General features: G+C 67.7%; 22 protein-coding genes. 5 read left to right on the top strand and 17 right to left on the bottom strand.

What is annotated here, in order from left to right:
- The first annotated feature begins 61 nt into the window (after window positions 1-61).
- Window positions 62-943: a bile acid:sodium symporter family protein gene (locus ACP7AZ_RS01085; RefSeq protein WP_426035253.1), complete on the top strand. Its 882-nt coding sequence runs from the start codon at window positions 62-64 to the stop codon at window positions 941-943.
- On the opposite strand, the gene phoB is transcribed toward ACP7AZ_RS01085, so the two are convergent.
- The 6 genes from phoB to ACP7AZ_RS01055 form a co-directional block, all read right to left on the bottom strand.
- Window positions 919-1,608 (bottom strand): phosphate regulon transcriptional regulator PhoB, encoded by a 690-nt coding sequence (gene phoB, locus ACP7AZ_RS01080; RefSeq protein ID WP_303695483.1) that lies wholly within the window; start codon window positions 1,606-1,608, stop codon window positions 919-921. The genes ACP7AZ_RS01085 and phoB overlap by 25 nt on opposite strands.
- 13 nt (window positions 1,609-1,621) lie before the next feature.
- The gene (gene phoU / locus ACP7AZ_RS01075; RefSeq protein ID WP_426035251.1) at window positions 1,622-2,359 is read right to left on the bottom strand and encodes a phosphate signaling complex protein PhoU; all 738 of its coding nucleotides are present in this window, start codon (window positions 2,357-2,359) and stop codon (window positions 1,622-1,624) included.
- On the bottom strand, window positions 2,356-3,159 hold the full coding sequence (pstB, locus tag ACP7AZ_RS01070; protein ID WP_426036047.1) for a phosphate ABC transporter ATP-binding protein PstB: 804 nt from the start codon (window positions 3,157-3,159) through the stop codon (window positions 2,356-2,358). The genes phoU and pstB overlap by 4 nt, the downstream gene beginning before the upstream one ends.
- Before the next feature lie 118 nt (window positions 3,160-3,277).
- On the bottom strand, window positions 3,278-4,591 hold the full coding sequence (gene pstA, locus ACP7AZ_RS01065; protein ID WP_426035249.1) for a phosphate ABC transporter permease PstA: 1,314 nt from the start codon (window positions 4,589-4,591) through the stop codon (window positions 3,278-3,280).
- Window positions 4,584-6,026 (bottom strand): phosphate ABC transporter permease subunit PstC, encoded by a 1,443-nt coding sequence (gene pstC, locus ACP7AZ_RS01060; protein ID WP_426035247.1) that lies wholly within the window; start codon window positions 6,024-6,026, stop codon window positions 4,584-4,586. The genes pstA and pstC overlap by 8 nt, the downstream gene beginning before the upstream one ends.
- A gap of 147 nt (window positions 6,027-6,173) precedes the next feature.
- Window positions 6,174-7,574: a sensor histidine kinase gene (locus tag ACP7AZ_RS01055; protein ID WP_426035245.1), complete on the bottom strand. Its 1,401-nt coding sequence runs from the start codon at window positions 7,572-7,574 to the stop codon at window positions 6,174-6,176.
- Between the two features lie 174 nt (window positions 7,575-7,748).
- Here ACP7AZ_RS01055 and ACP7AZ_RS01050 point away from each other — a divergent pair, with 174 nt between their 5' ends.
- A complete protein-coding gene (locus tag ACP7AZ_RS01050; protein WP_426035243.1) occupies window positions 7,749-10,148 on the top strand; it encodes an ATP-binding protein in 2,400 nt (799 codons plus the stop codon).
- Here the strand turns inward: ACP7AZ_RS01050 and ACP7AZ_RS01045 are convergent.
- Window positions 10,139-10,357, bottom strand: coding sequence for a hypothetical protein (locus ACP7AZ_RS01045; protein ID WP_426035241.1), 219 nt, complete (start codon window positions 10,355-10,357; stop codon window positions 10,139-10,141). The two genes, ACP7AZ_RS01050 and ACP7AZ_RS01045, sit on opposite strands and share 10 nt — an antisense overlap.
- A gap of 19 nt (window positions 10,358-10,376) precedes the next feature.
- A complete protein-coding gene (aceA, locus tag ACP7AZ_RS01040) occupies window positions 10,377-11,657 on the bottom strand; it encodes an isocitrate lyase (protein ID WP_426035239.1) in 1,281 nt (426 codons plus the stop codon).
- A 188-nt stretch (window positions 11,658-11,845) separates the two neighbouring features.
- On the opposite strand from aceA, the gene ACP7AZ_RS01035 reads away from it, so the two are divergent.
- On the top strand, window positions 11,846-13,288 hold the full coding sequence (locus ACP7AZ_RS01035; protein ID WP_426035237.1) for a helix-turn-helix domain-containing protein: 1,443 nt from the start codon (window positions 11,846-11,848) through the stop codon (window positions 13,286-13,288).
- Window positions 13,289-13,418: 130 nt separating this feature from the next.
- Here ACP7AZ_RS01035 and ACP7AZ_RS01030 read toward each other — a convergent pair whose 3' ends face one another.
- The gene (locus ACP7AZ_RS01030) at window positions 13,419-14,405 is read right to left on the bottom strand and encodes a helix-turn-helix transcriptional regulator (RefSeq protein WP_426035235.1); all 987 of its coding nucleotides are present in this window, start codon (window positions 14,403-14,405) and stop codon (window positions 13,419-13,421) included.
- 89 nt (window positions 14,406-14,494) lie between these two features.
- Between ACP7AZ_RS01030 and ACP7AZ_RS01025 the strand changes: the two genes are divergently transcribed.
- Window positions 14,495-14,725 carry a hypothetical protein gene (locus ACP7AZ_RS01025; RefSeq protein WP_426035233.1) on the top strand — a complete coding sequence of 77 codons (231 nt, stop codon included), beginning with the start codon at window positions 14,495-14,497 and terminating at the stop codon, window positions 14,723-14,725.
- Here the strand turns inward: ACP7AZ_RS01025 and ACP7AZ_RS01020 are convergent.
- Window positions 14,722-15,141: a DUF1801 domain-containing protein gene (locus ACP7AZ_RS01020; RefSeq protein ID WP_426035231.1), complete on the bottom strand. Its 420-nt coding sequence runs from the start codon at window positions 15,139-15,141 to the stop codon at window positions 14,722-14,724. The two genes, ACP7AZ_RS01025 and ACP7AZ_RS01020, sit on opposite strands and share 4 nt — an antisense overlap.
- Window positions 15,141-15,569: a cupin domain-containing protein gene (locus ACP7AZ_RS01015; protein ID WP_426035229.1), complete on the bottom strand. Its 429-nt coding sequence runs from the start codon at window positions 15,567-15,569 to the stop codon at window positions 15,141-15,143. Before ACP7AZ_RS01015 ends, ACP7AZ_RS01020 begins: the two co-directional genes overlap by 1 nt.
- Before the next feature lie 328 nt (window positions 15,570-15,897).
- Here ACP7AZ_RS01015 and ACP7AZ_RS01010 point away from each other — a divergent pair, with 328 nt between their 5' ends.
- Window positions 15,898-17,169 (top strand): lytic murein transglycosylase, encoded by a 1,272-nt coding sequence (locus ACP7AZ_RS01010; RefSeq protein WP_426035227.1) that lies wholly within the window; start codon window positions 15,898-15,900, stop codon window positions 17,167-17,169.
- 5 nt (window positions 17,170-17,174) lie between these two features.
- Here the strand turns inward: ACP7AZ_RS01010 and ACP7AZ_RS01005 are convergent, their stop codons facing one another.
- The 6 genes from ACP7AZ_RS01005 to ACP7AZ_RS00980 are packed head-to-tail and all read right to left on the bottom strand — an operon-like array spanning window position 17,175 to window position 25,245.
- Complete coding sequence (locus ACP7AZ_RS01005; RefSeq protein ID WP_426035225.1) at window positions 17,175-17,609, bottom strand: hypothetical protein; 435 nt, start codon at window positions 17,607-17,609, stop codon at window positions 17,175-17,177.
- A 38-nt stretch (window positions 17,610-17,647) separates the two neighbouring features.
- Entirely contained in the window at window positions 17,648-20,854 is a 3,207-nt protein-coding gene (locus ACP7AZ_RS01000) for a discoidin domain-containing protein (protein ID WP_426035223.1), read from the bottom strand.
- A 2-nt stretch (window positions 20,855-20,856) separates the two neighbouring features.
- Entirely contained in the window at window positions 20,857-21,672 is an 816-nt protein-coding gene (locus ACP7AZ_RS00995; protein WP_426035221.1) for a carbohydrate ABC transporter permease, read from the bottom strand.
- Complete coding sequence (locus tag ACP7AZ_RS00990; protein WP_426035219.1) at window positions 21,669-22,559, bottom strand: carbohydrate ABC transporter permease; 891 nt, start codon at window positions 22,557-22,559, stop codon at window positions 21,669-21,671. The genes ACP7AZ_RS00995 and ACP7AZ_RS00990 overlap by 4 nt, the downstream gene beginning before the upstream one ends.
- Window positions 22,556-23,812: an extracellular solute-binding protein gene (locus tag ACP7AZ_RS00985; protein WP_426035217.1), complete on the bottom strand. Its 1,257-nt coding sequence runs from the start codon at window positions 23,810-23,812 to the stop codon at window positions 22,556-22,558. Before ACP7AZ_RS00985 ends, ACP7AZ_RS00990 begins: the two co-directional genes overlap by 4 nt.
- Complete coding sequence (locus tag ACP7AZ_RS00980) at window positions 23,809-25,245, bottom strand: glucoamylase family protein (protein ID WP_426035215.1); 1,437 nt, start codon at window positions 25,243-25,245, stop codon at window positions 23,809-23,811. Before ACP7AZ_RS00980 ends, ACP7AZ_RS00985 begins: the two co-directional genes overlap by 4 nt.
- Window positions 25,246-25,275: the final 30 nt, after the last annotated feature.

The following is a 25,275-nucleotide window of genomic DNA, read 5'->3' as shown; positions in this document are numbered from 1 at the left end:
CGGGCATCACGTGACACGCTGACCCCCAAAAGGCGCAAAACCGCGTCGGGGGAACACGCTCATGGGTTCAGCCATCACCGTCATCGGTCTGCCGGTCGCGCTGGGGATCATCATGTTCGGCTTGGGGCTCAGCCTCACGACCGGTGATTTCGTCCGGATCGGGAGACAGCCGAAGGCGGTGTCCATCGCCCTGGCCTGCCAGCTGATTCTCCTCCCGCTGGTCTGCTTCGGCCTGGTGCTGCTGTTCCGGCTGCCGCCGGTGCTGGCTGTGGGCATGATGCTGCTGGCGGCGTCGCCGGGCGGGACGACGGCGAACCTCTACAGCCACCTGTTCCGGGGCGATGTGGCGCTGAACATCAGCTTGACCGCCATCAACTCGGTCGTGGCGGTGATCACCCTGCCGATCGTGGTCAATCTGTCGCTCGGCTATTTCCAGCCCGGCGGCGGCCAGGTGGGACTTCAGCTGGCCAAGACGATCGAGGTGTTCATGATCGTGCTGGCGCCGGTGGCGCTGGGCATGCTGGTGCGCGCGCTGAGGCCCGGCTTCGCGGCGGCCATGGACAGGCCCGTGCGGATCGCCTCGGTGATCATCCTGACCCTGGTCATCATCGGCTCCGTGTCGGCTCAACTCGACGTGCTGACGGCCAATCTCGCTGCCCTGGCCGGCGTCGTCGTGACCTTATGCCTGATCAGTCTGGGGATCGGATTCCTGATCCCCCGCCTGCTCAAAATCGACCGGCCACAGTCGATCGCCAGCGCTTTCGAGGTCGGGCTGCACAACGCTACCCTGGCCATCGTCATCGCCCAGTCGGTGCTGGGAAACATCGACATGTCGCTGCCGGCGGCCGTCTACGGTGTCCTGATGTTCCCGCTGGCGGCGGCTTTCGGGGTGCTGATCACGCGGGGATCAGCGAAGGCTCAGCCTTCGAGATCCAGCGAATAGCCCGCCGACCGCACCGTGCGGATCGGGTTGGCGCTGTCCTCGACATTCAGGGCCTTGCGCAGTCGGCCGACGTGGACGTCCACGGTGCGGGCCTCGACATAGACGTCGGAGCCCCAGACGGCGTCCAGCAGCTGTTCGCGGCTGAAGACCCGGCCCGGGTGGCGCATGAAGTGGTCCAGCAGGCGGAACTCGGTCGGGCCCAGATGGACCTCCTTGCCCGAGCGACGCACGCGATGGGCGACCCGGTCGATGATGATGTCGCCGTGCCCAACGCGGTCGTCGGCCAGGCCCGGCCGGATACGACGCAACACGGCCCGGATCCGCGCGATCAGTTCGGTCATTGAGAAGGGCTTGGTCAGATAATCATCGGCGCCCGTGTCGAGGCCGCGCACCCGGTCCGATTCTTCGCCTCGCGCGGTCAGCATGATGACCGGCAGGTTGCGCGTCTCGGGCCGGCCGCGAAGACGCCGGCAGACCTCGATGCCCGAGACCTTGGGCAGCATCCAGTCGAGCAAGACCAGGTCCGGCTGACGCTCGTCGATCTGGACCAGACCCTCCTCCCCGTCGGCGGCGACGACGACGTCGTAGCCCTCCTTTTCGAGGTTGTACTGAAGCAGGGTCGCCAGGGCGTCCTCGTCTTCCATCACCAGGATATAGGGCTGCACTCAGGTCTCTCCGTCAGGTCGTCGGTGGCGTGGGCAGGTGCCCCGAATCCGCATCCCAGTCGCCCGGCGAAGGCGTCCAGCGCGGGCGCTCGCCGGTCATCTCGTCGCCGGTGATCTCGTAGTGGATGACCTCGGCGATGTTGGTCGCGTGGTCCCCGATCCGCTCAAGGTTCTTGGCCATGAACAACAGATGGGTGCAGGCGCTGATCGTGCGCGGATCGCCCATCATGTAGGTCAGCAGTTCTCGGAACAGGGCGTTGTAATGCTCGTCGACCTCGTCATCGGACGCCCAGACGGCCATGGCCCGGTCGATCTCCGAGGCCGTATAGGCGTCCAGAACGTCGCGCAGCCGCATCGACACCAGCTTGCCCATCCGCTCGATCGAGCGGGTCAGGGGTTGCATCGGCTCGGTCTCGGCCAGCGACAGGGCGCGCTTGGCGATGTTCTTGGCCAGGTCGCCGGTGCGCTCCAGATCGACCGACAGCTTCATCGCCGCCAGGGTCTTGCGCAGATCCGACGCCACCGGCTGGCGCAAAGCGATCAGGCGGATGGCCTTCTTCTCGATGTCGCGGTGCATCGCATCGACCTTGGCGTCGCGCTCGACCACAGCCCGCGCCAGGGCGATGTCGCGACGCGCGACCGACTCGACCGCATCCGCCACCTGGGCCTCGGCGAGCCCCCCCATGCGGGCAACCTCGGCCGTCAGCTGATTCAGTTCGTCGCCGTAGGCCTTGACCGTGTGCTGGTTCAACCGAAGCGTCCCGTGATGTAGTCGAGCGTGCGCCGTTCGCGGGGATTCGTGAAGATTTCCTCGGTGTTTCCGTGCTCGACGAGACGACCCATGTGGAAGAAGGCCGTGCGTTGCGACACGCGGGCCGCCTGGGCCATCGAGTGGGTGACGATGACGATGCAGTAGCGCTCGCGCAGTTCGTCGATCAGCTCCTCGATCCGGGCCGTGGCGATCGGGTCCAGCGCCGAGCAGGGCTCGTCCATCAGGATGACTTCGGGGTTCACCGCGATGGCGCGCGCGATGACCAGACGCTGCTGCTGGCCGCCCGAAAGGCCGGTACCGGCCGAGTGCAGACGGTCGGCGACCTCGTCCCACAGGCCCGCCTTCTTCAGCGAGCTTTCAACGATTCTGTCCAGCTCCGACTTCGACGTCGTGAGACCGTGGATCCTGGGGCCGTAGGCGACGTTCTCGTAGATGGTCTTGGGGAAGGGGTTCGGCTTCTGGAACACCATCCCGACCTGGGCGCGGAGCAACACGGGGTCGACCGAGCGGGCGTTGATGTCCTGGCCGTCCATAAGGATCTTGCCGGTCACGCGGCAGCCCTGGATGGTGTCGTTCATCCGGTTCATCGTGCGCAGGAAAGTTGATTTGCCGCAGCCGGACGGGCCGATGAGGGCGGTGACCGTCTTGTCCGGCACGTCCAGCGAGACGTCGTACAGAGCCTGCTTGTCGCTGTAGAAGACCGAGACGTCCCGCGCGGCGATCTTGGTCGGGCCCGCAGGAGCCGACGGCGACTTCACCTCGGGCACGCGCCCGGCCATGACACCGGCGGCTTCAGGTACGGGCGTCAGGACGGATTCGTCACGGCGCTCGGTCGGGCCGGCGGAGCCGCCGCCCTCTCGCCCGTCAGGGCTACGGAAGAAGGGAAGTTTCATTGTCTTACCACCGACGCTCGAACCGCCGACGCAGCAGGATCGCGGCGGCGTTCATGACGATCATGAAGGCGAGGAGAACGAGGATGGCCGCAGCCGTCCGCTCGTGGAACGCGCGTTCCGAGGCGTTCTCCCAGATATAGACCAGCGACGGCAGGGCGCCGGCCGGCTCGTCGATCGCGCCCGGGATGCCCGGCACAAAGCTCACCATGCCGATCAGCAGCAGGGGCGCAGTCTCGCCGAGGGCGTGAGCCATGGAGATGATGGTGCCGGTCATTACGCCCGGCATGGCCAGGGGCAGGACGTGGTGGAACACCGTCTGGGTCCGGCTGGCGCCCATGGCCAGGGCCGCCTCGCGAATCGACGGCGGCACGGCCTTCAACGCCGAACGCGTGGCGATAATAATGGTCGGCAGCGCCATAAGGGCCAGCACGAGCCCGCCAACCAGCGGCGACGATCGCGGCAGGTGCATCCAGTTGATGAACAGAGCTACGCCCAGGAGGCCGTAGACGATCGACGGCACGGCCGCGAGATTGTTGATGTTGACCTCGATCAGGTCGGTGATCCGGCCTTTGCGGGAGAACTCCTCCAGATAGACGGCGGCGCCGACGCCCAGTGGAATGGCGATCAGGGCGGTGACCAGCAGCATCAGGGCCGAACCGACCACCGCGCCGAACACCCCGGCCAACTCCGGCTCGGTCGAATCGCCGTTCGTGAACAGCTGGGCGTTGAAGGTCGTCGAGACGTGCCCGTCGCGCTTCAGCCCGTCCAGCCAGGCCATCTGCTCGTCGCTGACGCGGCGTTGATCGGCGGCCGTCTCGCGGGTGATCTCGCCCTTGTAATAGAGGTCCGCCTCATCCGATACGGGGGCGGTGATCTCCACCGTCCGGCCGATCAGCGACGGGTCGTTGCGGATCAGATCGGCGGCGCGGAACTTCAGCTCCGAGGAGATAAGCAAGCGATAGGCCGTCGCTTTCGTGCCCTGCGCGTCGTCCGTTTCGCCGAGGCGGGCCAGTTGTTGCTGCGCCACCATCTGCTGAAAATTGGTGCCCTGAGGATAGGTGCGATCGATCCGGGCCGGATCCATATAGACCTGCACCGTCATCTGGTTGGCGTAGAAGGCTGTGTGCCCTTGCTCGATGATCCGGCCCAGGAGCAGCAGCAGGAAGCCGATGGCCACGGAGACCGCCAGGATGCCGTACAGCTTGAATCGTCCCTCGCGGGCATAGCGCTTCTTAAGCCCGCGCTGCAGTCGCGCCGCGCGCGCGGGATCCTCGGCGGCCAGACGCGCCCACATTTTGTCTGCGCCGGTCTCAGTCATACTGTTCCCGATAGGTCTGGACGATCCGCTGGGCGACGATGTTCAGCAGCAGGGTGACGAGGAACAGGGTCAGTCCGAGGCCGAACGCGGCGAGCGTCTTCGGGCTGTCGAACTCTTGGTCGCCGGTCAACAGGGTGACGATCTGGACCGTGACCGTGGTCACCGTGTCGAGCGGGTTCAGCGTCAGGTTCGCCGCAAGACCCGCCGCCATGGTCACGATCATGGTCTCGCCGATTGCCCGCGACATGGCCAGCAACAGGGCGCCGGCGATGCCTGGCAGGGCGGCCGGCAGAAGCACCCGCTTCACCGTCTCGGACTTGGTCGCGCCCATCGCATAGGAACCGTCGCGCAGGGACTGGGGCACGGCGTTGATGATGTCGTCGGACAGGGACGAGACGAACGGGATCAGCATGATCCCCATGACCGCCCCGGCCACCAGGGCCATCTGGTTCTGGACCAGCATCAGGTACTGCCCGATGCCGTCCAGAGGTCCGCCGACCATCATCGCGCCGAGGCCGTTGAAGAACTCGCGGAACGCCGGGCCCACCGTCAGGGCGGCGAAGAAGCCGTAGACCACCGTCGGCACGCCCGCGAGGATCTCCAGCACCGGTTTGACGATCCCGCGCGACAGGGCGCTGGCGTATTCAGACAAATAGATGGCCGAGAACAGACCGACCGGCGCGGCCACGATCATGGCGATGATCATGATAAGGAAAGTGCCGGCGAACAGGGGCACGGCCCCGAAAGCGCCCGACGACCCGACCTGATCGGCGCGGATGGCGATCTGCGGGCTCCACTGGGTGCCGAACAGGAACTCCGTCACAGGCACGGCCTGGAAGAAGCGCAGGCTGTCCCACAACAGGGAGAAGACGATGCCGACAGTGGTCAGGATGGCCACGGCGGAACAGGCGAACAGCAGGCCGCCGATCCAGCCCTCGACCCGGTTCCGCGCCCGCAGGGTCGGCCGGACCTGGCTCCAGGCGAACAGGCCGCCCATCACCGCCGCCAGGATTGCGGCGAGGACGCCGCCCCAGGTCAGGGTCTGGTGCAGGCGGGCAGAGCGGGCCGCTTCCGCCGTCAGGGCTTCGCCCAGGTCACCCGACCAGACCTGAAAGGCGCGCTGCCCCTCCCCCGTCAGCCGCGCGTCATTGAAAAAGGCCTCGCGGCGGAAGGGCTCCAGCGCCTGCACCGAGGCCGGTGCATCTGCTGCCAGAAGGTTGTGGGCCACAGGACCGGAAAAGACCCCCGCCAGAATGGTAACGACCAGCGCGGGCACGGCGACCCAGATCATGGCGTAATAGCCGTGCTGCTCAGGCCGCGAGTGCGCCTTCTGCCCGCCGCGCAGCGCCGCGGCGCGACGCTGCGCCATGCCGCGCCCGGCCAGATAGGCGAGCACGGCGAACACCGCCACGAGAGGAATCACAAGCCAGATCATCAGGTCCCGCGAGCGCGCACGCCAGAATCAGAGCGTGCGCGGAAATCCGGCCCGTCCAGGCGCGGAACCTGCCCTTGGATGGTCAGCGGATTAAGACGGCTGGATGACAGTTCTGCAACGTCGTAAACGATCGCCGTTCTTCGACGGTCAGGCCGGCTCCGATATGCTCCTCGACGCGGTCGCCATCGGAAAATAGACATTGAACAAAGATCCTTCGCCCGGGGCGCTTTCCACCGTCATCCCGCCGCGGTGTCGGTTGACAATGTGCTTGACGATCGCCAGCCCCAGGCCCGTCCCCGGACGCTCCCCGCTCTTCTGGCCCTCGACGCGATAGAACCGCTCGGTCAGCCGCGGCAGATGCTCACGCGCCATTCCCGGCCCGTAGTCGCGCACCGTCACCACCACATAGCGCGCCCCGGCCTCGCGGTCGGGCGTCAGCAATGACAGGCGGGTCGCCCCGGGCACGCGCGATGCCGCGGCGGCCTCGATGTCCAGCCCGTGCCGCACCGTCAGGTCCACCGTGCCGCCGACCAGGGAGTATTTGATCGCGTTGTCCGTCAGGTTCTGGATGACCTGAACGATCTCGTCGCGGTCGCCGGTGATCCGCGCGTCGCCTGGCTCCACATCCAGCAGGACGGTGACGCCCTTCTCCTGCGACAGCACGCTGATGGCGTCGACCACGTCCGAGGCCGCGCGGGGCAGATCGACCTTCCCCGATGGCGGGATGTGCTCGTTCAGTTCGATCCTGCTCAACGACAGCAGGTCGGCGACCAACCGTCCCATCCGGTCTGCCTGGGCCGCCATGATGTCGAGGAACTTGTCCCGCGCCTTCGGGTCGTCCCTGGCGTGTCCCTTCAGCGTTTCGATAAAGCCGCTCAGCGAAGCCAATGGCGTGCGGAGTTCGTGGCTGGCGTTGGCGAGGAAGTCGACACGCATCAACTCCATGCGCCGCACGTCCGTCTCGTCTCGCAGGCCCAGCAGAGCCATGGTCATGCCGTCCGGTGAAGGCAGCGGGCGCACCCAGGCTTTCCAGTGCCGCGTCCGGGCGCCGGCGGCGTTGTAGTCCGTCGTCCGGCTCACGCCGCCGAACAGGGCTTCGTCCACCGCCTCGAGTACGTTCGGGTCGCGCATCGCTGACACCAGCAGGGCGCCTTCTCGCTGGATGCGCAGCACTTCACGCGCGGCGCGATTGGCGAGCACGATGCGCCGGCCGGCAATGTCGTCCGCCTCCCCGCCGCTGACGATCATGACGGGGTCGTCCAGAGCCTCGAACACGCTGTCCAGCAGGCCGGCATTTTCGGGCGCCGAAAGGCTCGCCCCGACGGCGACCGCAGAAGTCTCTTTCGCGACCTTGCGCGCCCCTCTGAGGCCCATCAGCGTCGTGAAACCGATGACGCCGGCGCCAGCGAGCAACCAGGCGGCCGCGTCCGGCCGCGCGGCCGCTAGGGCCAGCATGATGATGATGGCGACGCCGCCGATAGCGCCGTTGGTCCACAGCCGGGAGGTGGCGAGCGGGGCGACGGGGGACGGAGACTCGTCGAACGGCATGGTGTCGTCGCGCCTCCCGCCCGACGCGCGGCCCTCCGGCGTCTTCCTCTTTTTCCTAGAACGGGACAGCCCGGTAAGGCGAGCGGATTCGAGCCCGCCATCCCGCTTGATCATACACCAGTTTTTTTACCTCTGCGGTTCAGAGTGATCGCGAACGTCGGGGAATGGGCGCCTTTGAACTGGATAGTGAACTGCCTGGTGGTCCAGCATGACTGGCGGCTGACGCTGCTGGCCGCGACCGTCTGCGCGGTCGGTCTGGCCACTTGCATCGCCATGATAGGCAGGGCCCGCCACAGCGCCACGCGCATGAGGATGGCCTACGGGGCCGTCGCCGGCCTGGTCGGCGGCCTGGCGGTCTGGGCGACCCATTTCCTGGCCATGCTCGGCTACCGATCTGACGCCGTGATCCGCTACGCTGCGGGCGAGACCCTGCTGTCGCTGGGGATCGTCATCGCCGGAATGATTCTCGGCGTCGCCGTCGCCCTGAACGGCGGCTCTCGCCTGACGCGCGCCCTGGTCGCGATGCTCGCGGCCTCGAGCGTAGCGTCGATGCATTTCATCGGCATGGCCGCCATGCGTATTCAAGGGGCCGCGCTCTCCTGGGACCTAAGCACCGCAGCCGCCGCCGTGGGCCTCAGCATCCTGCTCTCGCTCTGCACCGCCTTGTGGGTCAAGCGAGACGGCTGGTGGCGCGTCCCCGCGAATACGGCCTTCGCGGTGCTGAGCGTCGTCACCCTGCATTTCGGCGCCATGGCGGCGATGCGCATCGCTCCCGATCCGTCTTCGGTCCTGTCCCCCAGCCTGATCTCGCAATCGGGCCTGCTGCTATGGGTCGTCGCCGGGGCCACCCTGGTGGTCATTATCGCTTCGATCGTGACGAGCCTGGGCCTGTGGGGCCGCTCCACCGTGCTGAACCATCTTCGGGAAGCCATAGACACGATGCCGGACGGTCTGGGATTCTACGACGCCGACGACCGCCTGCTGATCTGGAACGCACGCTACGCGGAGGTAAATCCCGAGGTCGCCAATGCCCTCGCTGTCGGCGTTCGCTTCCGCGACCTGCTCCAGAGGGGTCTCAAGCAAGGCCTTTACGAAGATGCTTTCGGTCGCGAACAGCAATGGATCGAGGATCGCCTCGCGTCCCGCCGGCACCTGTCGAACACCTTGGAGCAAAAGATCGCGGGCGACCGCTGGCTGCGCGTCCAGGACCGCCGCACCTCGAACGGGGGCATCGTCACCGTCGTCAATGATATCACCGACCTGAAGCGCGACGCCAAGTCGCTGGCCGAGGCACGCGATGCGGCGGAGGCGGCCAACAGGGCGAAGTCCGAGTTCCTGGCGAACATGAGCCACGAGATCCGGACGCCCCTGAACGGGGTCATCGGCCTGACCCAGGCGCTGGCTCGCACAAGCCTGGCCCCCGAACAGCGCGAGATGCTGGATCTGATCCAGTCGTCGGGAAACACGCTCCAGACCCTGTTGAGCGACATACTGGACCTCGCCCGCGTCGAATCCGGCCGTCTTGAGATCGCCGACGAGATCTTCGACCTGACCCGCGCCGTCAACGACGCCGCTCAGCTCTACAGAGAACCGGCGTCCGACAAGGGCCTGCAGTTTTTCGTCGAGATCGAGCCGGAGGCCGCAGTCTGGGTGCGCGGCGACGTCGTGCGCGTGAAGCAGGTCCTGACCAATCTCGTCTCCAATGCGGTAAAGTTCACCACCACCGGCTTCGTCAGCCTGACCGCCTGCGTCGGCAAGGACCGGGCCGGCGCGCGGATCATGCGCTTCACCGTCGAGGACACCGGCGTCGGCTTCGACGCCGCCGCCAAGGCCCGACTGTTCACCCGTTTCGAACAGGCCGACGGCACCATCACCCGCCGCTTCGGCGGGACCGGCCTGGGCCTCGCCATCTGCCGTCAGCTGGCGGACTTGATGGGCGGCGAACTGGATTGCGAGAGCGAGCCCGGTGGCGGCTCGGCCTTCATCCTGACGCTCCCTCTGACCATGGCTGAGGCGCCGGCGGAGCCGACCGTGGCGGCGGCTGCGCCCGCGACCGAGGATCATTCGAACCAGCGCCTGCGCGTGCTCGTCGCGGACGACCATCCGACCAATCGCAAGGTCGTCGAGCTCATCCTGTCCCAGGCGGCGATCGATCTGGTTCAGGCCGAGAACGGCGCCGAGGCGCTGCAAGCCTGCCGCGCCCAAGGTTTCGACATCATCCTGATGGACATGCAGATGCCGGTGATGGACGGCCTGACGGCCGTGCGCGAGATTCGCCTGCACGAAGCGGCCATGGGCCTGGACCGCGCGCCGATCGTCATGCTGACGGCCAATGCCCTGCCCGATCACGTCGCGGCGGCAAGGGCGGCCGGCGCCGACCGCCACCTGGCCAAGCCGTTCGACGCGGCCGAGTTGCTCGCGCTGGTGGCGGAACTCGGTGGTGAGAGTCAGCAAAAATCCGCTGCGGCCTTAACTGCAAAAATTCGGCGACGTGAACCGCCAACACCGCTTTCCGACACAGCGGAAGCCGCCGACACTGCGAAGTGCCGGCGGCTTCTGTCTTTCTACTCGTAGCCGTGGGCGGCTTCGTTGATCACCTGTGACGGCATCTGGCTGAAGTCGACCGTGGTGGGCGCCGAGGCGACAGCCAGCTTGGTCTGGTAGGTCTTGATGACGTGCTCCAGACGACGGCGGACTTCACGTTCGGCCTCAGCGCCGGAGTCCAGCGCGAGGGGCGCCATGCAGAAGTCGATAATGGCCTGGGGGCGGCTGAGCGGTTCCATATGCGTCTCTCCTGTTTGATTATTCGGCCGCGACGAACTGCGCAGTCTCGGTGGATTCCTTCATGGCGGTCGTGGACGACTGCCCATTGGAAATGACGGTGGCGACGGTGTCGAAGTAGCCGGTGCCCACTTCGCGCTGGTGACGGGTCGCGGTGTAGCCCGCCGCCTCGTTGGCGAACTCGCGCTGCTGCAGTTCGGAGTAGGCCGCCATGCCGCGGTCGCGGTAGCCGTCGGCCAGTTCGAACATCGAGTTGTTCAGGGCATGGAAGCCGGCCAGGGTCACGAACTGGAACTTGTAGCCCATCGCCCCAAGCTCGCGCTGGAATTTGGCGATGGTGGCGTCGTCCAGCTTGGCCTTCCAGTTGAAGGAGGGCGAGCAGTTGTAGGCCATCAGTTTGCCGGGGTGCTCTTTCTGGACCGCTTCAGCGAACTTCCTGGCGTCCTCCAGCGACGGGTGGCTGGTCTCCCACCACAGCAGATCGGCGATGTTGGCGTAGCTCAGGCCGCGCGCGATGCAATGGTCCAGCCCCGTGCCTTCCTTCAGACGGAAGAAGCCCTCCGGCGTGCGGTTCTCGCGGTCGATGAAGGGCTGGTCGCGCTCATCGATGTCCGAGGTGATCAACTGGGCGCTCTCGGCGTCGGTGCGGGCCACGGTGATCGTCGGCGTGCCCATGACGTCAGCCGCCAGACGCGCCGCGACCAGGTTGCGGATATGGGCCTGGGTCGGGATCAAGACCTTGCCGCCCAGGTGGCCGCACTTCTTCTCAGATGCCAGCTGGTCCTCGAAATGGACGCCCGCGGCGCCCGCCTCGATGAAGGCCTTCATGATCTCGAAGCTGTTCAGAGGCCCGCCGAAACCGGCCTCGGCGTCGGCTACGATGGGGGCGAACCAGTCGCGCTTGGCGCCGCCCTCGGCGTGCTCGATCTGGTCGGCGCGCTGCAGAGTGCGGTTGATGCGGCGGCACAATTCCGGCGCAGCGTTGGCGGGGTACAGCGACTGATCCGGGTACATGGCCCCGGCCGTGTTGGCGTCGGCCGCGACCTGCCAGCCCGACAGATAGATGGCCTTCAGTCCGGCACGGACCATCTGCATCGCCTGGTTGCCGGTGACGGCGCCCAGGGCGTTGATGAAGGGCTCGGTGTGCAGCAGCTCCCACAGGCGGTTGGCGCCGCGCTCGGCCAGGGTGTGGGTGATCGGCACCGAACCGCGCAGCTTCAGGACGTCTTCCGGCGTGTAGGGGCGCTCGATGCCGTCGAAGCGGCCTTTGGGCGAAGGGACGAGATCGGCGAAGGTGGTCATGGCGCTCTGCTCAGGATCTGACCGGGGCGAACGTCGCGCCGGTTCGGTCAGCTCAGAGAACACGGCACTGTCATTTTTGATACAGAATAGACCCTAAGGTTCGTGTCATGTTGTCATATAATGACCTTGCTATTTATGACATATCATGACAATTATCCCCTTCGCCGGGCTGCACGGAGGAGATACCGATGGACACCACGGCCGATCGCAAGCTGTTCCTCGGCGCCCGCCTGAAGCGGCTGCGGCGCGATCGGGGCCTGACCCAGACGGCCATGGCCGGCGACCTAGGCGTCTCGCCCAGCTATCTGAATCACATCGAGCGCAACCAGCGCCCGGTCTCCGCACAGCTCCTGCTGCGGCTGGCCCAGACCTATGACGTCGATCTGCGCCAGCTGGGCCAGTCCGGCGCGGCTGGTGAGGCCGAATTATCGGAAGTCATGGCCGACCCCCTGTTTCAGGGCCTCGAGGTTCCCCGTCACGAGCTACTGCTGCTGGCCGACGACGCGCCCGGCGCCGTCGAGGCCTTGCTGCGCCTCTACCGCGCCTTCGCCGAACAGCGCGACCGGTCCCGCGCCGCCCTGATCGACGGCGGCGAGTCTGCAATCGGCCCCTCCCCGGCCGACTGGGTGCGCGACCATATCCAGTCACGCGCCAACCATTTTCCCGAACTCGATGCCCTGGGCGAGGCCCTGCATGCGGCGCTGGACCCCAACCAGACCGGCGACGGATTCGAGGCCCTCGCGCGCGCGCGCCTTCAGAGCCGCCATAATCTGTCAGTCCGGGTTATGCCCGCCGAGGTCATGGTCGAATGGACCCGCCGCTTCGACCCGCACCGCCGGCGCCTGCTGTTATCCGAGACGCTCGATCCGTCGTCCCGCGCCTTCGCCACCGCCTATCAACTGGCCCTGTCCGAACACGAGGCCGAGCTGTCGGCCCTGGCCGACGCCGCCCGGCCGCCGGACGACATCACACGCGCCCTGCTCAAGGTTTCGCTGACCAACACCTTCGCCGCCGCCATCCTGATGCCCTACGCCGCCTTCCAGCGGATGGCCGAGGCGACCGGCTACGACATCGCGCGGCTCCAGACCCGGTTCGGCACGTCGTTCGAACAGGTCGCCCACCGGCTGACGACCCTGTCGCGCCCCTCCGCGCGCGGCGTGCCCTTCTTCCTGATGCGGGTGGATCAGGCGGGGAATGTCTCCAAACGCTATGCCTCGGGTGCCTTCCCCTTCGCCCGCTTCGGCGGCGCCTGCGCGCGCTGGCGGCTGCATTCGGCCTTCCGCACGCCCGGCCGCCTCGTCACCCAGATCATCGAGACGCCCCCCCAGAACACTGAACCCGGCCAGCGCTGGTTCACCCTGGCCCGCACCGTCGATCGCCAGGGACACGACGGCTACGGCGAGCCCCACGACCTGGCCATCGGCCTGGGCTGCGAGCTGAAGGACGCACATCGGCTCATCTATGCCCGCGGCCTCGACCTGACCGCGCCGGAGGTCACCCCGATCGGCCCGGCCTGCCGCCTGTGTCATCGACATCCCTGCGCCGAACGCGCCGCCCCGCCGGTGGACCGGGCGCTACGCGTCGACGACTGGTCGAAATCGGTCAGCCCCTACCCGTTCGCGGCGGCCTAGACTGATCGGCCGAGGAGTACGCGCTTCGCGAGTCCGCTGAGACCGTGAATCGGGCTCCAGATCATGGCGAGAGGATGATTCACGTTTCATGTCAGGCCCGCAAAGCGGGCCCACCAGAAACGATCATGCTCTAGGACGCACTGTCCAACGCCCGCTGCGCCGCCGCCAGTTCCCCGGCCATCACAGCCTTCAGCCGTTGCGGCGCCAGGATCTTCACCTGTTCGCCCCAGGTGAACAGATGCCAGGCCAGCTCCCGCATGCCCGAGGCCCGGAACCGCACGATGACCGATCCGTCCGCCTGATCCTCCAGCGTCTGGGTCGGGTGCCAGCGCCAGCCGCGCGCCTCGGCCGCCCCTTCGGGCGAGACGCGCAGGACCACGTCCTCGATCTCATCCTGATAGATGCCGAACGACTGGCTGGCGAAGACCGACAGGTCGAATTCCGGAGGCGGCGGGGCGAATCCGGCCAAGGCCTCCACCGCGCTCATCCGGTCGAGGCGGAAGGTCTGCACCCTCCCGCTGTCCCGGTCCGCCGCGACCAGATAGTTGGCGCGCCCGAACATGACGCCACAGGGCGCCACGCTGCGCCGCCGCGCCTCAGCACCCGGCCGTGAGTAGGTGAAGCCCAGCGGCGATTGCGCCAGCACCGCGCCCCGGATGGCCGCCAGCATGGCCTCGTCCGCGTTCGGCCTGGGCCCCGCCTGAACGGCGATCGTTTCGGCCCGCACCAAGGCTTCGAGGTCGGGCGCCAGCCGGTTCAGGGTCGTCGACCGCATCGCCGACTTGAGCTTGCGTTCCAGCCCCTCGAGCGCCGCCGCCCGCCCGGCCTCGCCTGCGGTCCTCAGTCCCTGCGCCGCCTTGGACAGTTCCAGCAGTTCGGTCGCCGTCGGGGCCTGTTCGAAGGCCGACAAGCCGCCGCGAATGCGCCAGCGCTTGGTCGGCGGGTCCGACACCTCCTCCACCGACGGAAAGAGCAGGATCACCGCGTCCCGCATCCGCTCGGCCGTGCGTCGGCCAACCCGCAATTCGTGCGCCATTTCGTCCAGCGTCAGCCCTTCGGCCGAAGCCGCCATGCGCCGCGCCAGTTCGATGACCAGGACCGCCTTGTCGTGCCGCACGCGTCGCCTCCGAAATGATACGTCCGAAACTGACGTAACTCTGTCCTATCTCAGACTCATCGGCAAGCACACACTGACCGGAGACACCCATGGCCCGCGCATCCGCTCCCCAGACGCAAATCAACACCTCCCGTTACCTGATCGTCCCCTGCGAGGCCGACGGCTGCGGCGACCTGGCCGTGATCTGGGACCGGCTGGAGGAACAGGTGGTCGATGTCATCGACGCCCGCGCCAGCGCCCGCTACTCGGACGAAGACGCCCTGTGGGACGAGGCCCGCGCCGCCGACACCTGCTACGACGACTTCCGCATGGCGGCCTAGCCCGGATAGCGCGCCCTGGTCGTGTCGATCGTGACCTGGATCATCTCGCGCAGGACGTCCGGATCCCGATCGGACAGCCGGTTCACATAGACGCAGGCCTTGCTGGCCTTGTGCTTGCCGAGCCGGGCTAGCCGCTCGCTGTAGCCCGGCTCGTCGCCGGCGAAATACAGCACCAGGTTCGCCTTTCTCGGCGAGAACCCCACCACCGGCGCATCGCCCTCATGCCCGCTGGCGTATCGGTAGTGATAGCGGCCGAAGCCGATGATCGACGGCCCCCACATTGTCGCCGGCTCGCCCGAGATCTTCGCCATCAGCGCCGCCACGACCTTCGCGTCGTCGCGCCGCCTCGGATTTTCGACCTGGGCGATGAAATCCTCGACCGATGCAGCCGTGAATTTGGCCTTGAGCTCCGCCATCACACCTCTCCCTGCTCCGGCTCCCAGCCCTCAGAAGCCATCTCGAAGCCGATGAAGTCAAACCCCGGCGCGACGGTGCAGCTGACCAGCGTCCAGGCGCCGAGGCTCCTCGCCGCCTGCCAGGCGCCCGTCGGCACGACGCCCTGCGGCCGCTCACCCGCCCTCAGGTCCGGGCCCAATACCATGCGCCGTTCGGCCGGATCGGCGATCCTGAGCTCGAGCGGCGCGCCGGCGTGAAAATGCCAGATTTCTGCCGCGTCGACGCGGTGCCAGTGCGACGCCTCGCCCTCGGCCAGCAGGAAATAGATCGCCGTCCCGGCCGACCGCCCGCCGATCTCATGCGGATCGCGGAAGGTCTCGCGATAGTGCCCCCCCTCGGGATGGGGCTTGAGGTCCAGCAGGGCGATGATCTCGGCAGCGGTGGGCATGTCCTCACCTGTAGCGCGTCCGAAAGATATGAGGGAATTCGCGCTCAAGCAGCGAGCGACCGCGTCGCTCGCGTTAGCGCACCAAAAAGTGCTTGGAGGCCTGGCCTCCGAGTTGAACGGAGGGTTCACGGGCTTGCACACCCGTCGCGTCGCCCCTCCGCCACCAGGCCGTGTCCGAGAGCGAGGACAGAATGTCGCTCATTTCCTAAGATCGAGGAATCGAACACTGTGGAGATCGCATTCACCCTTTCGCCGCAACGCTTCGCCATACTCGCGCGCTATTTGCAGGCTCTTGATCGGATCAGAGCTGTCTGGAACTCTTCGCCTCATGCGCCTCGACTATCGCCTTGTCCTGATTGCCGCCGTCTCGGCCTGCGCGCCGATGCTGCCGGAGGCGCCTCCGGTCATCGCCAGCCCGGCGCCGCCCCGCGCCGCGCCGGTCGCGCCGGCCCCTGCCGTGCCGACCCCGCCGCGCGCTACCCCGGATCAGGCCGGGTTCGAGGGCTGGAAACAGGGCTTCCTTTCGCGCAAGGGCGGCGCCCGCCGCGCCCTCTATGAACAGCAACTGGCCAATCTGACGCCCGACCCGGAGGTCATTCGTCTGGACAGCAGCCAGCCGGAGTTCAGCCGCCCCGCCGGGGCCTATATCGCCAACGCGGCGTCGGCCGCGCGTATCGCCGAGGCCCGTCGCCGCATCGACGCCGTGCCTTGGGCCGTGACCCAGCGTTTCGGCGTGCCGGCGGAAATCCTCGTCTCCATCTGGGGCAATGAATCCAGCTTCGGCCAGGTCCAGGGCGACAAGGACGTTATCCGTTCGCTCGCCACCCTCGCCTTCGACGGTCGCCGCCGCGACTGGGCCGAGGACCAGCTGAAGAACGCCCTCGACATCGTCGTCGATGGCCGCCGCGAGCGCTCCGGCCTGCTCGGCAGCTGGGCCGGGGCCATGGGCCAGACACAGTTCATGCCCGACAACTATCTGCGTCTTGGCGTCGACCAGAACGGCGACGGCCATGTCGACATCTGGGGCTCGGACGCCGACGCCCTCGCCTCGGCCGCGAACCTGCTGGCCCAGGCGGGCTGGAAACGCGGCCAGGCCTGGGGTTACGAAATCCAGCTGCCGGCCAACTTCGACTATGCCCTGGCCGAGGCCGATGGCCGCCCGTGGAGCGACTGGACCCGGCGCGGCGTCACCCTCGCGCGGGGCGGCGCCCCAACCTTGGAGGAAGCGGCCGAGAACGGGATCATCCTGCTGCCCCAGGGCGCGCGGGGTCCGGCCTTCCTGGCTCTGCCGAACCACTACATCATCCGCCGCTACAACAACTCGGTCAGCTATGCGCTCGCCATCGGCCTGACCGCCGACGGCGTGGCGGGAAAGCCCGGCCTTGTCGGAACCTGGCCCAACGACGGTCCGATCTCGCGCGAGCAGCGTTTCGGCGCCCAGACCGCCCTCGCCCGCGCCGGCTACGATCCCGGAGCCATCGACGGCGTCGTCGGCTCCGGCACCCGCCGCGCCCTCAAACAATGGCAGATCGCCCACGGCCGCATTGCCGACGGCTACCTGACAGCGGCCCTGGCCGACGAGCTGATGCGCGGGATGTAGCGCCGCTACCGCTTCCTGAAGCGCGCCGCCTCGGCCGCCATGCCGGCGCCCCAGTCGCTCTTCTCTTCGGCGGGCTCAGGGACGAACGGCGCGTCCGGCAACATCCCGGCAACGCCGCGCATCGCCAGGGCCAGCGGCTCGCACAACACCGCCAGCATCCGCAGCGGCTTGCGCCTGGCGTCACGAACGTCCCAGCCCTCGGCCTCGAACGTGTCCGCCTGGTCGGCCGGAGACAGCCGCTCGATCCCGTCCCAGTCGTCGGGACGCGCCGCTTCCTCGGCCTGTTCGGCGGTCAGTCCGAAGACGGCGGCCAGGACCTCGGCCACCTCGGGAAATTCGTCGCGGCGCGAGGGGTCGGCGTAGCCGGGCTTCATCAGCGCCTTCGCTTCGAGGTCGGCGACGCCGGGCAGGTCGAGAAGGCGGCGGAGGGTATGGGTCATGGGGACGATCTATTCCCTTCTCCCCGCCCCGAAAAGCGTCAGCGCAACTCGACCCGCCGCGCACTCGCCGGAATGACCAGTTCGCGACCCGTCCACTCCCCGTTCCGTCCGTCGATGCGGATACGGGCGGGCAGATCCTGGCCCTCCGGCCATTGCAGGACGAAGCCGCCCGGAGGCGTCACGCCCGGACCCAGGGTCAGGGTGGTCAATCCGGCCCGACGACGCAGGGCATAGGTCAGCGGCCCATAGGGCGTGCGGACGTCCCGGACGCCCACGCCCGTCACGCTGTCGATCCAGCTCATCGGCAGGCCGCCGGCGAGCACCAGGGCGTGATCCTCGTCCCGATCGTAGACGAACAGATCGAGCGCCGAACGGATATAGTCCGAACTGATCCAGGCGTGCGGCATGTCGCCGATAAAGCGCGGCTCGCGCAGGTCGCGGCCGACCACCTCGGCCCAGCCGTTCCAGGCCGGGGGCCTGCGGTCGGCGAAGAAGAAGTCCAGCGCCGCCATCGCCCGGTCGCGCTGGCCCAGTCGCACGAAGGCCCCGACATTCCTCAATTCATACGGGGTGTAGTCCCGCCACGCCGCGCGGTTGGCCTGGCGCGCTGTGAAGTTCTCCCAGTATTTCTCGAAGGTCCGGATCAGCAGGCCCTGCGGCAGCTCGGCCTGCAGACCGCCCGGCGACAGCCCGATGGTCGTGGAGGTGGCGTCGAAATCGCCCCGGTCGGCCGCGCCCGCGATCCAGTCGATGCGGTGATGGATGGCCGTGCCGGTGATGGAGGCGGTGACGTCCACCGCGAACTCCGCCCGCGCCGCCGTGAAACGGGCGGCGGCCTCGGTCTCACCCAGTGCGGTGGCGATCTCGATGGCGTCGCGGTAGCCGAGCAGGCCCCAGAAGTCGTCCCAGTAGGACCAGGCCGCCCGGTCCGAATAGCCCTCGTGGCTGATGGACGGCGGCAACAGGCCGTAGAAGTGGCGCGTTGCGGGTGTCCGGTTCGCCTCTGTACGCGTCGACGCCCGCAGCGTGTCCATATAGCCGATCGCGGCCTGAACCTGGGGCCAGACAGCGCGCAGTTGGGTCAGGTCGCCGGTGTAGCGATACGTCTCGGCGGCGAGGAAGACGAACTCCCCGTGGCTGTCGTTCTCGGGCACCGGATCGGCGCCCCGGCTGTCGACGCAGCACGGGACCTTGCCGTTGTCGAAGACATAGGGGGCGTACCAGCGAAGATAGTCCTGCGACAGCGAGGCATGTCCCAGCCGGTTCAGCCCCTCGGCCATCATCGCGCCGTCGCGGATCCATGAGCGGTTATAGCTGCGCGTGCCGGGCTGCAGGGCCGGACCCTGACGCGACATCAGCATGTGGGCCAGCGAGGTCTTCATGGTGTCCTCGATCCGCTGACCCTCGGGCGGCATGATCAGGTCGAACCGGTCCAGATTCTCGCGCCAGCCGGCGGCGACGCGGTGCAGCACGGTATCGAGCGCCGCCTCGACCGAAGCGGTCGCCGGCAGGGCCGGACGCGGGCCCTCCAGCCCCGAGACCCAGCCGAATGTCCGCGTCTCGCCGGGACGCAGCGTCACCGAATAGAGCATGGCCGCCGCCATCAGACCGGTCCGGTCAGACTCCACCGCCGCATCGCGGGGCCCGTCGGGTCCACGCGCCAGCAGGCTCTGCGGATCGGCCCCCGAGGCGAAGGTCGCCAGCCGAACGTCGTCGGGCGCGATCAGCGGATGGATCCGCAACGCATCGTCCAGCACCAGCTCCGCGCCGGTCCACTGCATCTGGAGGATGGGCGCCGCGCCGCCGGGCACGGCCAGGAACTGAACCGGCCCGTTGACCTGCATCGGCCGCGCAGCGAGCGCCAGCGTCAGCGTCCGCTCCTGAGCCGAGGTGTTCGTCAGGTCATATCGGCCATAGAGCGCCGCCGCGTCAGGCGATCCCTCGGCCATGGCCGTGACTTTCAGGGTCCAGTCATCCTGGGTCCAGGTCACGGTCGGGATCGGCAGGTCGTCCTCGACCAGGGCCTGATCGATGCGCGCATCCGCCCAGGTCACCAGCCGGCCGTTGTCCAGCACGAAGGGTTCGATCGACGGCCCGCCGCGCTTCAGCTCGATGGCGCCGTCTTCCGAGATCAGCCCGCTCTCCCCGCCGCCGTCGACGCCGACGAGCGTCCAGTAGGGCTGCTCGCCGCGGAAGCCGCGCGGATAGAGACCGCGCCGGCTCTGGCCTGCGATGGCGGTCATGAAGGCGGTCTCGTCGGCGCCGAACGCCAGCGGTTCGATGCGCAGATCGGCCAGCGCATAGGCGGTCGCCGCCGCTGCGGCTGTGCCGAAGCCCGCGCCCATCTGACCCGAGCCCGGCCCGGTCTGCGGGGTCGTCAGGTCCAGCCGCAGCCAGCGGGCCGAGGCTTCCGGCGTGCGGATCCAGTCTGTCCCGCCGTCGCCGCCCTGGACCCTGGCGATCTCATGCCACTGGCGGCGGTCGCTAGAGGCCATGACGCGATAGGCCGACGCCGCCTTGCTGTCGGCCCAGCGCAGGGTGAGGCCGCCGAACTCCCGCTCGTAGCCGAGATCGAGCGTCAGGGACTGTTCGCCCGCCCCGACCGTGCGCCACGCGGTGGCGAGGTCGTCGTCCACGGCCAGGGCCGCAACCGACAGGCCGTCTTCGCTCGTCGCCTCGGCTAATGGGCGCGGCGGGACGGACGGCTCCGGCGCCAGGGTGCGCAGGGTCAGGTCGTCGATCTCGATGAAGCCCCTGCCGCCCTCTCCGCCCGTGACGACGAATTCGACCCGCTCGGCGCCGCGGAACGTCCGGTCGGGGTTCGGCCCCCAGGCCCAGGCGACCTGTCGCTTCTTGATCGTGAACAGGGTCCAGCCGTCCGGGAAGGCGTAGCGGGTGGTCTGGCGCCAGTGGACGTTCTCTCCGCTCGCGTCCGTGAACTTGACCTCGAAGGTGTTGGTCGGCCCCTCGCCCCGAACCCGGAACGTGATCTCGTAGTTCCCGGGTGCCTCGAACGACAGGTCGCGCGCGGCGAAGGCGTAGCCCGACCGGCCATTGAAATCATAGTCCAGCCGCAGTGCGTCGCCGCGATGGCCAGCGACGGACGACAGGATCGAGGTCACGTCGGTCGAGGCGTCGGCGCTCCAGGGCGACAGGTCCTCGAACGCATCCAGCGTCCGCGTCGACTGGGCGTGGACGGGCGCAGCGATCAGGACAGCGGCGATGAGGCCGAGGAACACACGCATGCTCAACCCTTCACACTCCCGGCCAGCATGCCGCGGATGTAGAACCGTTGCAGCGCCAGGAACAGGATCAGCACCGGCGCCACGGTGATGACGGCGCTCGCCATCATCAGTTCGATATCCTGCACATGCTCGCGCGACAGCGCGGCCAGCGCGACCGGCAGGGTATAGTTCGACTGATCGGTCAGGATGATCAGCGGCCACAGGAAGTCGTTCCAGCTGCCGAGGAAGACGAACAGGCCCAGCGTCACCAGGATCGGCGTCAGGGTCGGCAGGACGATGCGGCGGAAGATCTGGCCCTCGCTGGCGCCGTCTACGCGCGCGGCCTCCAGCATCTCGTCGGGAATCGACAGGGCGTACTGGCGCACCAGGAACAGACCGAAGATCGAGGCCAGCCAAGGCACCAGCGCCCCGGCGTAGGTATTCACCAACCCCATCGACTTCAGCATCAGGAACAGCGGCAGGGTGCCGATCTGGGCCGGGATGACGAGGGCGCCGATGAGGAGCTGGAACAGCCGGTCCCGGCCCTTGAAGGTCAGCTTGGCGAAGGCGTAGCCGGCCGGGACGGTGAACGCCAGGGCCAGCCCGGTGGCCAGGGTGGCGAGGGCGAAACTGTTCCACATATAGCGGCCCATGCCCTGGTTCACGAACAGGTCGCGGTAATGCTCCAGGGTCCAGCGGCTGGGTAGCAGCGGCGGTGGGAAGACGGCGGCCTCGCCCGTCGACATGAAGCTGACCGACAGCATCCACAGCAGGGGAAACAGGACGATCAGCCCGATCAGGGCCACGCCGATGTTCAACAGGATCACACGGGGCTTCATGTGTGATCTCCGCCCAGCCGCCGCGATACGGCCAGCTGCACCAGGGTCACCGCGAAGATGCACAGGAACAGGATGAAGGCGACGGCCGAGGCGGATCCCAGATTCCACCATTTGAAGCCCTCTTCGTACATGAAGTAGAGCACCGTCACGGTCGACTGGGCCGGTCCACCCTGGGTCATGACATAGGGTTCGGCGAACAGCTGGAAGAAGCCGGCCACCGAGATGATCGAGACCAGCAGCAGCGTGGGCGCGATGGCTGGCAGGGTGACATTGGTGAACCGCGCCCACGGTCCCGCCCCGTCAATGCGCGCGGCCTCATAGAGGTCGTCCGGCACGGTCTGCAGCACCGCCAGGAAGATCAGCATATTATAGCCGAAGATCTTCCACACCACGAAGATCAGGATGGCGGGGATCGAGGTGTCGGGGTTGCCCAGCCAGTCGACGGCGGGCAGGCCCACACTGGTCAGGGCCCAGTTGATGACGCCGTAGCGGGTGTGCAGCAGATAGTTCCACAGCACCGCCGTGGCGACGAGCGTCGTCACATAGGGCGCAAAGAACATGACCCGCCAGACGGGCCGCCATTTGATCGTCCGCGCGTTCAGGATGACCGCCGCCGCCAGCGAGGCGCCGATCGCGAGCGGCACACCCAGCACGCTGAACCAGACGGTGTTCTTCATCGCCTGCCAGAACAAGGGATTGGTCAGCAGCCGCTCGTAGTTCTGCAGGCCTACGAACCTCATGTTGCCGAGATCGGCCAGCGCATAGATATCGAAGTCGGTCAGGCTGAGCAGCAGCGACGACACCACCGGCACGACGAAGAAGACCGCGATGGCGATCAGCGACGGGGCGACGAAGCCCCAGGCGGCGCGTTCGCGGCGAGAGATCATCCCGCCCGCCCCTGTTCGATCATCCAGCGGCGCTTTTCGAGTAGGAGGTCAGCGCGGCGGTCGATCTCGGCGCCGGCCTGCTGGACCGTGAATTCACCGCGCACCATCCGTTCGGCGACGATCTGCATCTCTGTGACGATCCGCTCCCACTCAGGGACCTTGGGCACGGCTTTGGCGCGCGCGAGCTGGCCGTTGAAGGCGGTCACATAGGGGTCGGACGCCACTTTCGGCGCGGCCCAGGCCGAGGGGCGCGCCGGCAGGTCGCCGGTGATGACGTTGAAGCGCGCCTGCACCGCTGGATCGGACAGATAGCGCACCAGTTTCCACGCTGCGTCCTGATGCGGCGAAGAGCGGAACACGGCCAGCGATGACCCGCCTGGCGCCGAGGCTCCGGGGCCGGTCGGACCGGGCACGCCGGCCGTGGTCCAGTGTGGCTGGATCTCGGCGGGCAGCCGGCTCTTCATGTCCCCGATGGTCCAGGGGCCGGAGAAATAGAAGCTGAAATAGCCGCGTGCGAACTCGGTCCAGACGTTCGAGATCTGCGCCGCCGAGGCCAGGGGCGCGAGGCCTTCGTCGAACAGGCTCTTGTAGAAGGCCAGCGCCGCCTGAAAAGACTCGCTGGAGAAGTTGCCGCGCGTGTCCCGGTCGCGGAGCAATGGTTGATCGCCCTGTAGACCGAATGTCAGAAGCTGCTCGAACTCATTGACCGGCAACAGGATTGCGAAATTTCCATCGCCTGCCACGCGCTTGACCGCATGCATGGCCCGCTTCCACTCGGCCCAGGCCACCGGCATGGCGTCGAAGCCCGCGCGGGCTAGAAGATCGGTGCGCAGATAGATCAGGCGGGTGTCGACATACCAGGGCGTGGCCATCGCCCTGCCGCCGATCCGGTTGGTCTCCAGCACCGCCGGAAACTGATCCTGCAGCAGGTCGTCGGCGAAGGCGGGCGTCGGCGACAGGGCGCCGATCGCGGCCAGTTCCGCCACCCAGGTATTGCCGATCTGGCTGACGTCCGGCAGCGACGCCCCGGCATAGGCGGTGAGCAGCTTCTGGTGCGCGGCGGTCCAGGGCAGAGGCTGGACCACGACCTTGATGCCCGGATTGGCCGCCTCGAACGCAGTCAGGATCTGAGGCGCGTGGGTCGCCTCGTTGCCCATGGCCCAGAAGCGCAGCCGGGTGATCCCGTCGGTCCGCCCGCAACCCGCCAGAGACGCGCTCGCCATCAGCCCCAGGGCGGCGCGGCGATCGATCATGCGTCCAGCCATCCGCCGCTGAATCCGGCCCGCCTCAGCCCGCGCGTGACGTTCGGTTCGCCGCGCATATGGCGCCAGACCAGGTCGGAGCGGCCGTTCTCGATCATGATGACGATCGGTCCCTGGTCGATGCCGAGGTAGTCGCTGTCGACCCAGCCCACGCCGGGCACGATCCGACCGTGCTGCAACCGCCCCTCCCGCTCCGTCAGGGTCGGGTTGAACGAGTCGAGGAAGCCCCACTGCGTGTAGATCCCGGCGCCATAACGCGACTTCATCGCCTTGAGGGTAGCGGTGACCTCGGCGGGGGCGAAGGGATAGCTGGCCAGGGCCGCGGTCGGCGCGAGGGTGCCGTCGTCACGGTCACCCGGACCCCGCGCGGAATAGCTGAAGAACTCACGTTCCCGCGCGTCGATGACCTGTTTGAAATCGCCCGGTCCGTCGCAGGCGGTCAGGCCCCAGACCTCGGCCGAATAGCCGTCCCAGCCGCCCGGATTGGCGACGGCGTAGGCGCGCTGGGCCGCCACCGCGCGCACGCTGTTCTCGAAATAGTCGAAGCCTTCGACCTCGGCCGCCTTCGCCCGCATCCAGGCGTCGCGGATGCCGCGATAGTCGACGAACATATGGCTGTACTGATGCCCGAACATCGGCGGGAAATGCAGGTGGGCCGGGCCCCGGGTGTCCGACCAGCTCTGGTCATAGACCGAGCACCACTCGTCCCAGACGGCGGGCGGAACCGGATGGGTCGTCGAGCCTATGGCCAGCAGCAGGACCAGCATCCCCTCGTTGTAGACATGCCAGTCGGCGGGGATGAAGCCGGTCTCCGGATGCCAGCCCATGCTGATCCGGCGCGGCCGGATGACGACCCAGTCCCATTCAATCCGGTCGTAGATCGCCTGGCTCAGACGCCGGATCTCGGCTTCTTCCGCGTCGTCCCCATCGAAGAAGCGGGCGGCGAACAGCATGCCGGCGACCAGCAGGGCGGTGTCCACGGTCGACAGCTCGACCCGGCCATAGCGGTGACCCGTCCGGCGGTCGAGGAAGTGGTAGAAGAAGCCCCTGTGCCCCGCGACGCCGGTCGCCTCCGGCCCCTGGGGCGCGTCGTGGAAGAAGCGGACGGTGTTCAGCGTTCGCGTCCGCGCCTCGTCCCGCCTCATCCAGCCGCGCTCGACCCCGACCGGCCAGCAGGTCAGGGCGAACCCGACCGCCGCGACCGAACAGAAGGAGTCCGCCGGCCAGCGGTCCGGCGTCAGCCCGCGCTCGCGGTCGGTGACATGGACGAACCAGTCGAAGGTCCGGCGCTGGAGTTCATCGACTTCGGGGTCCAGCCGTATCGCGCCGCCGGACATGGGCAGGCCCAGGCTCCCACAGGCCGACAGGCCCGCAGGGGCGAAAGCGACGGCCGTAGAGGCCAGAAGAAATCGACGACGGTCCATACTCAGTTACTCTACGCCAACGCCCCCGCG

It is taken from the genome of Brevundimonas sp. DC300-4 (assembly GCF_049897365.1).
Taxonomy (GTDB): Bacteria; Pseudomonadota; Alphaproteobacteria; order Caulobacterales; family Caulobacteraceae; genus Brevundimonas.
This window is presented reverse-complemented; position numbering and strand designations above follow the sequence as displayed.

What these genes read in the sequence shown, in the direction of transcription:
- pstC (WP_426035247.1), bottom strand. Translation starts at nt 6,026, where the DNA reads ATGATCTGGCTTGTGATTCCTCTCGTGGCGGTGTTCGCCGTGCTCGCC.
- ACP7AZ_RS00995 (WP_426035221.1), bottom strand. Translation starts at nt 21,672, where the DNA reads ATGAAGCCCCGTGTGATCCTGTTGAACATCGGCGTGGCCCTGATCGGG.
- ACP7AZ_RS00980 (WP_426035215.1), bottom strand. Translation starts at nt 25,245, where the DNA reads ATGGACCGTCGTCGATTTCTTCTGGCCTCTACGGCCGTCGCTTTCGCC.
- ACP7AZ_RS01035 (WP_426035237.1), top strand. Translation starts at nt 11,846, where the DNA reads ATGGACACCACGGCCGATCGCAAGCTGTTCCTCGGCGCCCGCCTGAAG.
- ACP7AZ_RS01085 (WP_426035253.1), top strand. Translation starts at nt 62, where the DNA reads ATGGGTTCAGCCATCACCGTCATCGGTCTGCCGGTCGCGCTGGGGATC.
- ACP7AZ_RS01055 (WP_426035245.1), bottom strand. Translation starts at nt 7,574, where the DNA reads ATGCCGTTCGACGAGTCTCCGTCCCCCGTCGCCCCGCTCGCCACCTCC.
- aceA (WP_426035239.1), bottom strand. Translation starts at nt 11,657, where the DNA reads ATGACCACCTTCGCCGATCTCGTCCCTTCGCCCAAAGGCCGCTTCGAC.
- pstA (WP_426035249.1), bottom strand. Translation starts at nt 4,591, where the DNA reads ATGACTGAGACCGGCGCAGACAAAATGTGGGCGCGTCTGGCCGCCGAG.
- ACP7AZ_RS01000 (WP_426035223.1), bottom strand. Translation starts at nt 20,854, where the DNA reads ATGCGTGTGTTCCTCGGCCTCATCGCCGCTGTCCTGATCGCTGCGCCC.
- ACP7AZ_RS00985 (WP_426035217.1), bottom strand. Translation starts at nt 23,812, where the DNA reads ATGATCGATCGCCGCGCCGCCCTGGGGCTGATGGCGAGCGCGTCTCTG.
- ACP7AZ_RS01020 (WP_426035231.1), bottom strand. Translation starts at nt 15,141, where the DNA reads ATGGCGGAGCTCAAGGCCAAATTCACGGCTGCATCGGTCGAGGATTTC.
- ACP7AZ_RS01025 (WP_426035233.1), top strand. Translation starts at nt 14,495, where the DNA reads ATGGCCCGCGCATCCGCTCCCCAGACGCAAATCAACACCTCCCGTTAC.
- ACP7AZ_RS01015 (WP_426035229.1), bottom strand. Translation starts at nt 15,569, where the DNA reads ATGCCCACCGCTGCCGAGATCATCGCCCTGCTGGACCTCAAGCCCCAT.
- ACP7AZ_RS01045 (WP_426035241.1), bottom strand. Translation starts at nt 10,357, where the DNA reads ATGGAACCGCTCAGCCGCCCCCAGGCCATTATCGACTTCTGCATGGCG.
- ACP7AZ_RS01010 (WP_426035227.1), top strand. Translation starts at nt 15,898, where the DNA reads ATGCGCCTCGACTATCGCCTTGTCCTGATTGCCGCCGTCTCGGCCTGC.
- pstB (WP_426036047.1), bottom strand. Translation starts at nt 3,159, where the DNA reads ATGGCCGGGCGCGTGCCCGAGGTGAAGTCGCCGTCGGCTCCTGCGGGC.
- ACP7AZ_RS01005 (WP_426035225.1), bottom strand. Translation starts at nt 17,609, where the DNA reads ATGACCCATACCCTCCGCCGCCTTCTCGACCTGCCCGGCGTCGCCGAC.
- ACP7AZ_RS00990 (WP_426035219.1), bottom strand. Translation starts at nt 22,559, where the DNA reads ATGATCTCTCGCCGCGAACGCGCCGCCTGGGGCTTCGTCGCCCCGTCG.